At 71.8% G+C, this 12,938-nt stretch carries 12 protein-coding genes; 8 read left to right on the top strand and 4 right to left on the bottom strand.

Going from position 1 to position 12,938, the window contains the following annotated elements:
* Nucleotides 1–66 precede the first annotated feature (66 nt).
* Nucleotides 67–1,509 (top strand): purine-cytosine permease family protein, encoded by a 1,443-nt coding sequence (locus ACTWP9_RS01800; protein ID WP_443244132.1) that lies wholly within the window; start codon nucleotides 67–69, stop codon nucleotides 1,507–1,509.
* Here ACTWP9_RS01800 and ACTWP9_RS01795 read toward each other — a convergent pair.
* A complete protein-coding gene (locus ACTWP9_RS01795; RefSeq protein ID WP_443244131.1) occupies nucleotides 1,488–2,261 on the bottom strand; it encodes a helix-turn-helix domain-containing protein in 774 nt (257 codons plus the stop codon). The genes ACTWP9_RS01800 and ACTWP9_RS01795 overlap by 22 nt on opposite strands.
* Before the next feature lie 142 nt (nucleotides 2,262–2,403).
* Between ACTWP9_RS01795 and ACTWP9_RS01790 the strand changes: the two genes are divergently transcribed.
* Entirely contained in the window at nucleotides 2,404–2,718 is a 315-nt protein-coding gene (locus ACTWP9_RS01790; RefSeq protein ID WP_443244130.1) for a hypothetical protein, read from the top strand.
* Nucleotides 2,719–2,966: 248 nt separating this feature from the next.
* Here the strand turns inward: ACTWP9_RS01790 and rocD are convergent, their stop codons facing one another.
* Nucleotides 2,967–4,184, bottom strand: a complete 1,218-nt coding sequence (rocD, locus tag ACTWP9_RS01785) for an ornithine--oxo-acid transaminase (protein ID WP_443244129.1) — start codon at nucleotides 4,182–4,184, stop codon at nucleotides 2,967–2,969.
* 227 nt (nucleotides 4,185–4,411) lie between these two features.
* Here rocD and trpS point away from each other — a divergent pair, with 227 nt between their 5' ends.
* The 3 genes from trpS (at nucleotide 4,412) to ACTWP9_RS01770 (ending at nucleotide 7,237) form a co-directional block, all read left to right on the top strand.
* Nucleotides 4,412–5,425, top strand: coding sequence for a tryptophan--tRNA ligase (gene trpS, locus ACTWP9_RS01780; RefSeq protein ID WP_443244128.1), 1,014 nt, complete (start codon nucleotides 4,412–4,414; stop codon nucleotides 5,423–5,425).
* An 11-nt stretch (nucleotides 5,426–5,436) separates the two neighbouring features.
* Nucleotides 5,437–6,129: a 2'-5' RNA ligase family protein gene (locus ACTWP9_RS01775; protein WP_443244127.1), complete on the top strand. Its 693-nt coding sequence runs from the start codon at nucleotides 5,437–5,439 to the stop codon at nucleotides 6,127–6,129.
* A 94-nt stretch (nucleotides 6,130–6,223) separates the two neighbouring features.
* Nucleotides 6,224–7,237 carry a YihY/virulence factor BrkB family protein gene (locus ACTWP9_RS01770; protein WP_443244126.1) on the top strand — a complete coding sequence of 338 codons (1,014 nt, stop codon included), beginning with the start codon at nucleotides 6,224–6,226 and terminating at the stop codon, nucleotides 7,235–7,237.
* Here the strand turns inward: ACTWP9_RS01770 and ACTWP9_RS01765 are convergent.
* Nucleotides 7,143–8,477 (bottom strand): D-alanyl-D-alanine carboxypeptidase family protein, encoded by a 1,335-nt coding sequence (locus ACTWP9_RS01765; RefSeq protein WP_443244125.1) that lies wholly within the window; start codon nucleotides 8,475–8,477, stop codon nucleotides 7,143–7,145. The two genes, ACTWP9_RS01770 and ACTWP9_RS01765, sit on opposite strands and share 95 nt — an antisense overlap.
* Before the next feature lie 340 nt (nucleotides 8,478–8,817).
* Between ACTWP9_RS01765 and ACTWP9_RS01760 the strand changes: the two genes are divergently transcribed.
* Together ACTWP9_RS01760 and ACTWP9_RS01755 are read left to right on the top strand one after the other, a co-directional pair.
* Nucleotides 8,818–9,057: an SCO4848 family membrane protein gene (locus ACTWP9_RS01760; RefSeq protein ID WP_443244377.1), complete on the top strand. Its 240-nt coding sequence runs from the start codon at nucleotides 8,818–8,820 to the stop codon at nucleotides 9,055–9,057.
* A 55-nt stretch (nucleotides 9,058–9,112) separates the two neighbouring features.
* A complete protein-coding gene (locus ACTWP9_RS01755; RefSeq protein ID WP_443244124.1) occupies nucleotides 9,113–10,474 on the top strand; it encodes a metallophosphoesterase in 1,362 nt (453 codons plus the stop codon).
* Nucleotides 10,475–10,596: 122 nt separating this feature from the next.
* On the opposite strand, the gene ACTWP9_RS01750 is transcribed toward ACTWP9_RS01755, so the two are convergent.
* A complete protein-coding gene (locus ACTWP9_RS01750; RefSeq protein ID WP_443244123.1) occupies nucleotides 10,597–11,856 on the bottom strand; it encodes an alpha/beta hydrolase family protein in 1,260 nt (419 codons plus the stop codon).
* Between the two features lie 212 nt (nucleotides 11,857–12,068).
* Between ACTWP9_RS01750 and ACTWP9_RS01745 the strand changes: the two genes are divergently transcribed.
* Nucleotides 12,069–12,938, top strand: coding sequence for an alpha/beta hydrolase fold domain-containing protein (locus tag ACTWP9_RS01745; RefSeq protein WP_443244122.1), 870 nt, complete (start codon nucleotides 12,069–12,071; stop codon nucleotides 12,936–12,938).

Genomic DNA, 12,938 nt, shown 5'->3' with positions numbered 1-12,938 from the left:
CGCCCTGATCTTGAGTCGGCGCGGGCCGAGCAACGTCCGCGAAACGGAAACGGGGGGTGCGGCGCCATGCCGGCAGTCGAGGAGAACGGCCTCAACGTCATAGCCGAAGCCGAGCGCAAGGGACGGCCCGCGCAACTGTTCTGGCCGTGGTTCGGCTCGAACGTCTCGGTTCTCGGGCTCAGTTACGGCTCGTTCGCGCTGGGCTTCGGCCTGTCGTTCCGGCAGGCGCTGATCGCGGGCGTGCTGGGCATCGTCGCCTCGTTCCTGCTGTGCGGCCTGGTGGCGGTGGCGGGCAAGCGCGGCTCCGCGCCGACGATGGTGCTGAGCCGGGCCGCCTTCGGAGTACGCGGCAACCGGCTGCCGTCCGCGGTCTCCTGGGTGCTGACGGTCGGCTGGGAGACCGTCCTGGTGACCCTCGCGACACTGGCGACGGCCACCGTCCTCGACCGGCTGGGATGGGGCGGCGGTACGGGTACGAAGGTGACAGCCCTGGTGGTGGTCTCCGCGCTGACGGTCGCCGCGGGCATCGCCGGCTTCGACCTCATCATGCGCCTTCAGACGGCCATCACCGTGGTGACGGGAGCACTGACGGTCGGCTACATGGTGCTGGTGGCGGACGAGATCCGCTGGGAGCGGGTGTCGGCGCTGCCGGACGGCTCGGCGCAGCAGATGCTGGGCGCCCTGGTGTTCGTGATGACCGGGTTCGGCCTGGGCTGGGTGAACGCGGCAGCCGACTACTCCCGCTACCTGCCCAGGAGAACGCGGGGCGCGGCGGTGGCGGGCTGGACCACGTTCGGCGCCTCCCTCGCCCCTCTCCTGCTGTTCGTCTTCGGCCTGCTGCTGGCCGGTTCCTCCCCGCGGCTGAACGAGGCGGTGGCCGCCGACCCGATCGGCGCGCTCACCACCCTCCTCCCGCTGTGGTTCCTCGTCCCGTTCACCCTCGTCGCCGTGCTGGGGCTGGTCGGCGGGGCCGTCCTCGACATCTACTCCTCCGGCCTGGCGCTGCTGGCCGCGGGCGTGCGGGTGCCGCGCTATGCGGCCGCCGCCGTGGACGGCGCCCTGATGGTCGCGGGCACGATCGCACTCGTCTTCTTCGCCGACGACTTCCTCGGCACGTTCATGGCCTTCCTGACGACGCTGGGCGTACCCGTCGCCGCCTGGTGCGGCATCATGCTGGCCGACACGGCACTGCGCAGCCGCCCCTTCGACGACGCCGACCTCTTCCGCCCCCGGGGCCGCTACGGCGACATCCGCCTCCTGCCGCTCGCTGTCCTGGCGGGGGCCACCGCGCTCGGCTGGGGCCTGGTCACCAACACCGGCGCCGACTGGCTCAACTGGCAGGGCTACCTGCTCTCCCCCCTAGCCCTGGGCGGCCCCACCGGCCCCTGGTCCACCGCCAACCTGGGCCTCCTCGCCGCGCTGGCTTTGTCCTTCGCTGTGACGCTGGTAACGCAACGGGGGAGGGTACGCGCGCAGGAGGCCGCCCCTCACTCGGGGGGCCGGCTGTAGCGCTCCAACGCTGCCTTGCTGGTGGAGCTGTCCTGGAAGACCAGCTCCCAGGGGCCGGAGTTGATGTCGAAGTCCTTGCCGAAGCCGATCCACTTGCCGGTCATGCGGCGGCCGGTCGGCTCGACGAGGAGTTGGAGAGCGCCGTGGTAGCGGGCGCCCGCGTAGTAGCCATCGGACGCCGTCTGTTCGGTCCAGGTGCCGGTGACCACGTTGCGGTCCACGGTCAGGTCGAGGGTGAGTGGCGAGTCCGGGTCGGTGGAGGCGCCCGGCAGCGACTGCCCGGTCAGGCGGTCGCCGTGCTGGACGAGCACGAGGTAGTGGGACCCCGTGAAGGTGTCGCCGCGTCCGGAGCTGTAGTACTCGTAACGGCTCAGCCAGATACCGCCGTAGTGGGGCGAAGGCGAGGGAGACGGCTGCTGCTGGGCGTGGACGTCCGTGCTCATCGTCTCGGCCTCCACATCGTGGCCGCCGTGTCCGTCATCGCTGACCCGTAGCCGGGGGACCGGAAGGGCGAATCCGAGCGACTCCACCGGACGGCCGGTGACCCGCTCGAGCGCCCGCGCATACACCGGCCGGGGTGTGCGGCTGATGCCGGACTCCCAGCGCTGCACCAACCGCTTGTTCGCGTCGTTCGGCTCTCCGGACTCCTCGCCAGCCCGTCGTAGCGCCCTAGCCAGGTCGTCCTGACTGAGCCGCAGCCCGATGCGGACGGCTCGCAGCGTGTCGTTCGGTACCTGCTCCGCTGTCGTCATACCGGACACGCTAGAACCAACTCCCCTGTCTATGACACCGGTTTGACGCCTTTCGGTGACCTCGATCGGACGCCGTCAGCGTCGTCGCGCTGACTCCCCGCCACCAGTGACCATCAGCCGTGCCCGTGGAAAGGAGCTCAGCGTGACCGAGAAGCACGAACCCCTCTTCGACGAAGACCTCCGGCTACTGCCCTGGACCTCCGACACCGGCAAGCCCTGCTACCTGGCGCCCGGCGCCGAGGGCGGGATGATCTCCGCGTTGGCGGACGCGACCGAGGACCGGCAGATCACGGACGCGGCACGGGTGTTGGGGGAGTGCGAGGCGGTGCTGGCGCAGCCCGCCGCAGGCGCCCTCGCATTGCGGCTGGCTTTAACAGCGGCCGTCCGTGCCCTCGGCGACGTGCTGCGAGTCGCGCACAGTCGGGGCTTGCGGCTCGGCGCCTGCGACGACGACTAGCAGTTGTCCGGGATGTTCCGGGGGCCGGTGTACGGAAGACAGATCGGAGACCGCCCCCTCGCCGCTCCGCCTTCGGCATGGAGGAGGTGGCCCGGAGTCAGAACCTCACCCGCGATGCAGCGGGATGAACGCGCCCCGTCAGGGACGCGGGGAACTGCGCGCTCAGCCAAGACGCACCCGCAGTCTGCGAACGCCCAGCAGGGGCACCCCCTCACCCGCACGAGGGAGGGGGCGCCCACAGACACCGGCTAACCCGCCAGCACCGACCGCAACTGCTCCAGCCCCCAGTCCAGGTCCTCCTTGGAAATGCACAGCGGCGGCGCGAGCCGGATCGTGGAGCCATGGGTGTCCTTGACCAGCACCCCGCGGGACAGCAGCTGTTCCGAGATCTCGCGTCCCGTGCCGTGGGAGGGCGCGATGTCGACGCCGGCCCACAGCCCCCGCCCCCGCACCTCGCGGACGGCCGAGTCCGGCAGCAGATTCAGCTCCCGGTGCAGATGCTCGCCGAGCTCCTTGGCCCGCTGCTGAAATTCCCCGCCGCGCAGCATGTCGAGGACTTCGAGGGCGACCGCGCAGGCCAGCGGGTTGCCGCCGAAGGTGGAGCCGTGCTCGCCGGGGCGGTGGACGCCCAGCACCTCGCGGGAGGAGACGACCGCGGAGACGGGCACCACACCGCCGCCCAGCGCCTTGCCCAGGACGTACATGTCGGGGACGACGCCCTCCTGCTCGCAGGCGAACGTGGCTCCGGTACGGCCCAGCCCCGACTGGATCTCATCGGCGATGAACAGCACCCCGCGCGAGCGGGTCAGCTCCCGGACACCGGCCAGATAGCCGGGCGGGGGCACCAGGACGCCCGCCTCACCCTGCACGGGTTCCAGCAGGACGGCGACGGTGTGCTCGTCGACGGCCGCCTCCAGCGCCGCGAGGTCGCCGTACGGGACGACCTCGAAACCCGGCGTGTACGGACCGTGATCGGCCCGGGCCTCCTCGTCGGTGGAGAAGCTGATGATCGTCGTCGTACGGCCGTGGAAGTTGTTGTCCGCGACGATGATCTTCGCCTGCCCGTCGGGCACCCCCTTGACCCGGTAGCCCCACTTGCGCGCCGTCTTGACGGCCGTCTCCACCGCCTCCGCGCCGGTGTTCATCGGCAGCACCATCTCCATCCCGCACAGTTCGGCGAGCTGCGCGGCGAAGTCGGCGAAGCGGTCGTGGTGGAAGGCGCGGGAGGTGAGGGTGACCCGGTCGAGCTGGGCCTTGGCCGCCTCGATGAGGCGCGGGTTGCGGTGGCCGAAGTTCAGGGCCGAGTAACCGGCCAGCATGTCGAGATAGCGGCGCCCCTCGACGTCGGTCACCCACGCGCCGTCCGCGGTGGCGATGACGACGGGGAGCGGGTGGTAGTTGTGCGCACTGTGAGCTTCCGCTGTAGCGATGCTCTGCGCGCTCGAAGGGCTCGAGAGGGTGGACATCGTCGTCTCCGTTCCTCTGTACATACCGGCGTGCCTGCCCGGTGGGGCCGCACCTTTCTATCTTCTGTCGGCGCCGTCCGTCTCCCCTGCCCGGCGTGTGCGAGGGAGCCCGGCTCGTTTCCCTGCGCCCCCGGCCCGGTCCGCGTGCTCCCACGGGCCGGGCCCCGTGCCCCAGCTCACCCGGAACTCGGGCGCAGGCGGGTCCGGACACCTGAGAGAATGGCCGCATGGTCAATGATCGTCCTCGTGTGCTGTCCGGAATCCAGCCCACTGCCGGTTCGTTCCACCTCGGCAACTACCTCGGTGCCGTGCGCCAGTGGGTGGCGCTCCAGGAGACCCACGACGCGTACTACATGGTCGTCGACCTGCACGCCATGACGATCCCCAAGGACCCGGCCGACCTGCGCGACAACTCGCGGATGGCCGCTGCCCAGCTGCTGGCCGCCGGGCTGGACCCGGAGCGCTGCACGCTCTTCCTCCAGAGCCATGTGCCCGAGCACACCCAGCTGAGCTGGATCGTGGAGTGCCTCACCGGTTTCGGCGAGGCAGCGCGCATGACGCAGTTCAAGGACAAGTCCGCCAAGCAGGGCACCGACCACACCAGCGTCGGGCTGTTCACCTACCCCGCGCTGATGGTCGCCGACATCCTCGTCTACCAGGCGCACCAGGTCCCGGTCGGCGAGGACCAGCGCCAGCACCTGGAGCTGACCCGCACCATCGCCGAGCGGTTCAACGGGCGGTACGGCGCCACGTTCCCCGTCCCGGACGCGTACATCCCCAAGGAGACGGCGAAGATCTACGATCTCCAGGACCCGGCGGTCAAGATGAGCAAGTCCGCCTCGGCACCCAAGGGGATCATCGAGCTGCTGGACGAGCCGAAGACCACCGCCAAGAAGATCAAGAGCGCGGTCACCGACACCGACACCGTCATCCGCTTCGACCGGGACAAGAAGCCCGGGATCAGCAATCTGCTGACGATCTACTCGACGCTCACCGGTGCGGGAATCGAGGAACTGGAAGATAAGTACGCGGGCAAGGGCTACGGTGCGCTGAAGACGGATCTCGCGGAGATCGTCACGGACTGGGTGACGCCGTTCCGTGACCGGACCCGGGAGTTCATGGACGACCCGGCTGCGCTGGACAAGATCCTGTTCGACGGTGCGGAGAAGGCCAGGGCCGTGGCGAGCGAGACGCTGCGGACCGTGTACGACAAGGTGGGCCTCGTGCCCGGCAGGCGGTGAAGGGAGAACCTATGGGCGCGGGAGCGACCGTCACCCTCGGCGTATCGCTCGCCGTCCCGGAGCCGTACGGCACACTGCTCCAGGAGCGGCGGGCCTCCTTCGGCGACGCCGCCGCCCATGGCATCCCCACCCACATCACGCTGCTGCCGCCCACCGAGGTCCCGGCCTCGGCGCGGCCGGCTATCGAGGCGCATCTGGCGGGCGTGGCCCTGGCCGGGCGCGCCTTCCCGGTGCGGCTGGCGGGTACGGGCACGTTCCGGCCGCTGTCGCCGGTGGTGTTCGTCCAGGTCGTGGAGGGTGCCACGGCCTGCTCCCGGCTCCAGGAGCGGGTCCGCGACCCGGAGGGCCCGCTCGCCCGCGAGCTGTATTTCCCGTACCACCCGCATGTGACGGTCGCGCACGGCATCGCGGAGCCGGCCATGGACCGGGCCTACGAGGAGCTGTCCGACTTCGAGTGCGCCTGGACGGCCGGCGGGTTCGCCCTCTACGAGCAGGGCGCCGACCAGGTGTGGCGGCTGAAGCAGGAGTTTCCCTTCGCGCAGGCACCCAGCCCGGACACCGGCCCGGCCCCTGCCACAGGCCCCGGCTATCCGCAGGGTCCGGGGCCGGCTGCCGCGTCGCCGTTCGAGGTCACCGTCCCGGCCGCGTCCTGCCGCCCGCCGCACCAGCGCCGCTCGGCGCTGCGCCCGCCCGCGACGCTCTGAACGGCGACGGAACCGGCAAGGCTCCGTAACGGACGGTAACGTCCAGTAGCGGCCGGAGACCGTTGGAGACCGCTGAGCTGGGCAGGTGGCTGGTGTGGAGAGACTGAAGAAGCTGCCGCTCGTGGGCCCGCTCCTCGGACCGCTGTCGGCATGGTTCCGCACCGTGCTCGCCCGGCTGCGCGCCACGCGGATCTGGCGGATCTACCAGCACCTGGAAGACCGGAAGTGGACGCGGCTGGCCGCCGCCATCACCTTCATCAGCTTCCTGGCGCTGTTCCCGATGCTCGCCGTCGGCGTCGCCGTCGCCGCCGCGCTGCTCTCCCACGAGCAGACGAACCGGCTCCAGGAGACCCTCACCGACCAGGTGCCCGGCATCTCCGACCAGCTCGAACTCCAGTCGCTGGTGGACAACGCGGGCACCGTCGGCGGTATCGCGGGCGTAGCGCTGCTGCTCACCGGCGGGCGCTGGGTCGGCACCCTGCGCGAGAGCCTGCGCGCCGTGTGGGACCTGGAGGAGGACCCCGGCAACCTCGTCGTCCGCCGCGCCGTGGACGTGGGCATCCTGCTGGGCCTCGGCGTCGTCGGGCTGGTCTCCTTCGGCGGCTCCGCGTTCGCCGTGACCGCCGCCAGATGGGTCGCCGAGCAGCTCGGACTGGCCGAGGGCGGGGCGGGGACGGTGCTGCTGCGCGCCGCGGGCTACACCGCCGCCGTCGCCGCCGACTTCGTACTGCTGTGGTACGTGCTCACCCTGCTGCCCCGCGTGCAGCCGCCGCGCCGCGCGACCCTGGCGGCGGCCCTCCAGGGCGCGGTCGGCTTCGAACTGCTGAAGCTGCTGCTCGGCGGCTACCTCCAGCAGGTGGCCGCGAAGAACATCTACGGCGCCTTCGGCGTACCCATCGCACTGCTGCTGTGGATCAGCTTCATGACCAAGCTGCTGCTCTACTGCGCCGCCTGGACGGCCACGGCCCCCGCCCCCGGCGAGGGCCCCGACGCCCAGCAGCCCGTCAAGGACCTCACCGGCGACGGCGACGCGCCAGCTCCGGAAGCGGCCAGCGACGGTGCACCACGTACGCCACCAGAGCCAGGGCGACCAGAACACCGCCCGTGATTCCGAGCGCCGTCCCGGCGCCGCCCGAGGGCTTGCCATCGGTGTGCGCCGCCGCGCGGGCGTCCGAGCCGCCCGCCTCGCCGCCCTTGCCCGCCGGTGCACCCCCGCCGCTGGCGCCGCCGCCCGGTGCCGCCAGCTCGCCCACCGGCTCGACCTTGCCGTCGGCGGCGAAGCCCCAGTCCAGCAGCTTGGCGGTCTCCTTGTAGACGCCGTGTGCCTCGGTCGCCTCCGGATGCATCACCGTCACCAGCAGCACCCGGTTTCCGCGCTGGGCCACGCCGGTGAAGGTGTTGCCCGCGTTGGTCGTCGAGCCGTTCTTGACGCCGGCGATGCCCGGGTAGGGCTTGATGCCGACGTCACCGGTCAGCAGCCGGTTGGTGTTCTGGATCTGGAAGCTCTCGCGCTTCTTCTTGCCGGTCTTCTTGTCCTTCTTCGTCTCACCGGGGAACTTCGCGTCGGCGGTGGCCGCGTACTCGCGGAAGTCCTTGTTCTGGAGGCCGGAGCGGGCGAACAGCGTCAGGTCGTACGCCGAGGAGACCTGGCCCTTGTGGTCGTAGCCGTCCGGGCTGACCACCTTGGTGTCGTTGGCGTGCAGGGTCCGGGCCCGCTCGTTCATCTCCTTGACCGTCTTCGCCTTGCCGCCGTTCATGGCCGCCAGCACATGCACCGCGTCGTTGCCGGAGCGCAGGAAGACACCGAGCCACAGGTCGTGCACGGTGTAGGACTCGCCCTCCTTGACGCCGACGAGGCTGCTGCCCTCGCCCATCCCCGCCAGGTCGGAGCGGACGACCTTGTGGCTGCGGTTCTTCGGCAGCTTGGGCAGCACCGTGTCGGCGAAGAGCATCTTCAGCGTGCTGGCCGGAGGCAGCCGCCAGTGCGCGTTGTGGGAGGCCAGCACCTTGCCCGACTCGGCGTCCGTGACGATCCAGGAGCGCGCCGAGAGCTTGGTGGGCACCTTGGGGGCGCCCTTCTTCAGGTTCACCTGGGTACCGGGGCGGCCGAGCCGCTCGCCGCCGATGGTCGACATCTGCGCGGGCGGCTTGGGCTCGGCCTTCTTGCCGGCCGGCTCGTTCTCGTCGGCGTAAGAGGGCTGGGCTCCCGTGGCGGTCAGCAGGGAGAGCACAGAGAGGACGAGGCCGGTGGAGGCAAGGCCGGCGAACGTGGTCGTGCGGCGTTTGCGCGAGCCGCCGCGCGGGTGCGGGCGCGCGGCGCGGTCTGAATAATGCGAAGAAATGGGCACCCTGCGAACGTACAGGCCCATAGGCGCGTTGGGGACGTCGAGCCCCTCCATGGGCGGATTCGGATCGCCCAACTCGCGCAGTTCCGTAGGCCAATGGGGGCGGGTGCCGCAGCACGCCCCCGCCGGACGACGGCCCCGGACCCCCTCCGGGCGACGGTCCCGGACCCCCTCCGGGCGACGGCCCGGGGCCCCGCCGGCTGACGGTCCGGTACCCCGCCGGGCGGCGGAGGAGGGCGTGGCGGCCATACTGGACATCATGCGCGACACCTCCACCACACCCCCCGCCACGGAGCCCGAGCCGCAGCCGGCGGCGGAGCCCTCGGCAATGCGGCGGACGGGGCTGGTGCTCTCCCGGCGGGTCTCCTGGTTCCTGCTGGCCTTCGGGGTCTGGTCCTGGTTCGTCTGGATCACGTTCGTCAAGAACCTCTGGAAGGACAGCAGCGGGCTGGCTTTCGACGACGCCGGCGATCCGACGGGTTATTTTTGGGTCCATCTGCTGCTGGCGATCACCTCGTTCCTGCTGGGAACGGCGATCGGTCTGATCGGTCTTCGCGGACTGCGGGCGGCCCGGCGCACCTGATGCCGCCCGGGGCAGGTCCGGGAGCGGGGGAGAGCGAGGGGGAGGAGCGGCCTTCATGGTGGTCGTAGGCGTACTGATCGGACTCGTCGTGCTGAGCCTGCTGGCCGGCACGCACGTCTATCTGTGGCGGCGCTTCGTACGCGATGTGTCCGCGCCACGGAGCTGGTGGCGCCGGCTGGGCACGGTGCTGGCGGTGGTGCTGCCCGTCACCACGTTCGGCGGGCTTGTCTCAGGCCGTGCGGGCGCGCCCTTCGCGCTGGAGCGGGTACTGGCCTGGCCCGGCTATCTGTGGCTGGCCTGCCTGCTGTATTTGACGCTGGCGCTGCTCGCCGGGGAACTGGTGCGGTTCGTACTGCGGCGCACGGCATGGGGGAGGGAGCGGGCGGCCGGGACCCTCGCGACGGAACCGGCCCCCGTCACGGCAGAGCCCGCAGCTGCGGCGGAACCGGCAGCTGTGGCGGAACCCGCAGTCGTGGCGGAGCCCGCAGCTGTGGCGGCGGAGGCGGCGGGCGGTACCGGCGGCGGCGTCGCCACCGAGCCCGGCGCCCCCTCGCGCACCAGCCCACACACCGTCCCCCTCACCGCCCCCGTCCCCACCCGTCGGGTCTTCCTCGCCCGCACCCTCGCCGGCACAGCCGCAGTGGCCGGCCTCGGCACGACGGCGGCCGGGGGCTACAGCGTGCTGAACGGGCCGACGCTCAAGCACGTCACCGTCCCGCTGGCCAAGCTGGGCCGGCGTGCGCACGGCTACCGGGTCGCGGTGGTCAGCGACATCCACCTCGGGCCGATCCTCGGCCGTGCCCACACCCGGCGGATCGTCGACACCATCAACAGGGCGCAGCCGGACCTGGTGACGATAGTCGGCGACCTGGTCGACGGCACCGTCGCCGATCTCGGCCCCGCGGCGGAGCCGCTGCGCGAGCTGCGGTCCCGGCACGGGTCGTACTTCGTGACGGGAAACCACGAGTACTTCGGCAACGCCCGCGAGTGGATCGACCACCTGCGCGAGCTGGACGTCCACCCGCTGGAGAACGCCCGGCGCGAGCTGCCGGGCTTCGACCTCGCCGGCGTCAACGACCTCGCCGGTGAGGAGCAGGGTGAGGGGCCCGACTACGGCAAGGCGCTCCGTGACCGGGACACCTCACGTGCCTGCGTACTGATGGCGCATCAGCCGGTGCAGATCCACGAGGCCGTCGACCACGACGTCGACCTCCAGCTCTCCGGCCACACCCACGGCGGCCAGCTGTGGCCCGGCAACCACCTCGCGGCGCTGGCCAACCCGACCGTCGCCGGGCTGGAGCGCTACGGCGACACCCAGCTGTACGTCACCCGCGGCGCCGGCGCCTGGGGCCCGCCCGTGAGGGTGGGCGCCGACTCGGACGTCACCATCGTCAAGCTGGCCGCGAAGAACGCCTGAGGGACGTGCCCCGAAGGGGCGCGGGACAGAGACATAGGCGGCTCCGCCGCGTGGGCGCGCCAAGCCACCACGCACCCGCAGCCTGCGGCCCTCAGGAAGGGGCACCCCCCACCCAGAAGCTGTCAGCCCTCCAGTAGTCGCAAGGCCCTTCGCCAGGAGTCGGCCCGGGCGGCCTGGTCGGCCCGCGAAGTGCTGGTCACGGCACCATTGCGGCCGCCCTCCTGGCCCGGCTGCCCGAGCGGGAACCAGTTCACATGGTGCCCGGCATCCGGGTACACCAACTTCTTCGCCCCCTGTCGGGCCATGGCGGCAGCCGAGTCCGCCGAGCCCCACATCCTGTCGTTGCCGCCCGCGACGGCGAGCACTGTGCCGCGTACGTGGTCGAGGGGGATGGGGCCGGTCGGGACCGGCTTGCCGCGGTCGGCCCAGGCGGTGGTACCGCTCGGATAGGGACCGTTGACATTGGACGAGGGCGCGTACGCGATGACGTCGCGGAAGACGTCCGGGCGGCGCTGCCCCAGCAACTGCGCCGCCTCGCTGCCGCGCGAGTTGCCCATGACGGCCAGCCGGTCCGGATCGGCACCCTCCTGCTTACGCAGCAGCTCCCCGGCCCTGGTGAAGTAGTCCAGATCGATGTCGTCGATGCCGTCGGGACGTCCGGAGCCGGAGCCGCACCGGAAGTAGCACACCGACATCGCGGGGTGCCCGTGCGAGGCGAGCAGCGCCGCTGCGTACGTACCGGCGTTGCCGCCTTCCGAGCCGCCGAACACCAGCACGGGTGCCTTCTTGCCGCCGCCCTTCGCCGGCAGATACAGATCGCCCGCGACCTTGTCCTCGGCGACGGTGAGCCTGCGGTGCGTCGTGCCCTTGGTCAGCCACTGGCGGACCAGGTCCCGGCGGGCGACCCGCTCGCCCTTGTCCTTGCCCGACAGGGCCGTCGCATCGAACCGCACCGTGTACGAGCGCTGCTTTCCGGGCGGACCCGGGTGGTACGAGAACGCCTTGCCGCTGCCGATCAGCTTCGCGGCCGGTCCGCCGGTCGGCAGCATGCTCTCCAGCAGCCGCGCGGTGCCCTTCTCGCCCAGCTGAACGGTGCCCTTGCTGTCGGCCGTGCGCGTCACGGTGGCCGCCCAGCGCCCGCCGCGGCGGTCCTCGGCCTGGGCGGTGATCTTCACCCGGGTACGGGGCGCCGGCCCCTTGAGCCGTACGTTCACGGGCGCATCCGCACGTGCGACCGGGCGGTCCGCCTCGAAGCGCACCCCGTGCTGCCCCGAGGGCTTGGCGGGGCCGCCCTGCTCCGCGCCGTCGCCGCCCGCGCAGCCCGCAGCGAGCGTCAGGGCGAGGGCCGCCGTCACCGTCCCTACGATCCGCATCCGTCCCATCGGCCGCACGATACGCACCGCATCGCACCGCCCTCCAAGAGGGGCCGGTGCCCACCGAGGGGGAGCACTCCGGACCGCCCCTCACCCCTGGTGACTTCGGCTCTGTCCCCAAGGACTGCGGCACGCCAACCGGACGGAGCGCCCTCACAGTTCGGCACCGTGCCCGCGCGGTACGACGTACGCTTTCTGCCCGACCACCAGAGGAGGAAGCGGTGACCGTTCCGGACCCGGACCTGCTGAAACAGATCCCCGCCCCGCACCCGGACGAGGCACCCCTCCCACCCGCGGCGTCACTTGGCGGCATCCGGCTGCTGCGCGGAGTGCCCTACGCGGTTCCCGACGGCAGCCGTCCGCTCGAACTGGACCTGTGGCTCCCCGAAGGACCGGCTCCCCTGGTGCTGTACGTCCACGGCGGCGCGTGGCGGCGCGGACGCCGCGACGACCTGGGGATGCGCACCCGCGACTGGGACCCCGGCCCCTTCCACCGGCTCGCCGCCGCGGGCCTCGCGGTCGCCTGCGTCGACTACCGCCTCAGCGGCGAGGCGCTCTTCCCGGCCCCGCTGGACGATGTGCGTACCGCCCTGCGGTGGCTGACGCGGCGCTCCGGTGAGCTGGGCATCGATCCCCGGCGGACGGTGGTGTGGGGCGAGTCGGCCGGCGGGCAGCTGGCCGCGCTCCTCGCGCTGTCCGAGCCGCACCTCGCGGGCGCCGTCCTCTGGTACGCGCCCAGCGATCTGACGGCCCCTCGGGGCGGCTTCCGTCCGCACGATCCCCGTACCCCCGAGGCCCTGCTCCTGGGTGCTGCCCCGGCCGAGGTCCCCGACCGGGCCCGAGCCGCCAGCCCGCTCGCCCAAGTGCACGCCGCGGCCCCGCCGTTCTTCCTCGCCCACGGGGAGGAGGACACGATGGTCTGCCGTACGCACAGCGCGGACTTGGCGGCGGCGTTGCGGGACGCGGGCGCGGCGGCGGAACTGAGGCTCGTCCCCGGCGCCGACCACGGCTGGTACGGGGCGGCGGAACAGGAGGTGCACGATGTGTTCACCGCGTCCCTGGATTTCGCCAGGTGCCTCGTGACCTCGTGA

The sequence above is a fragment of the Streptomyces sp. 3N207 genome, assembly GCF_052246355.1.
In the GTDB taxonomy this organism is placed as follows: domain Bacteria; phylum Actinomycetota; class Actinomycetes; order Streptomycetales; family Streptomycetaceae; genus Streptomyces.
Note: the sequence above shows the minus strand (reverse complement) of the source record. Positions and strands in the feature narration are given on the sequence as shown.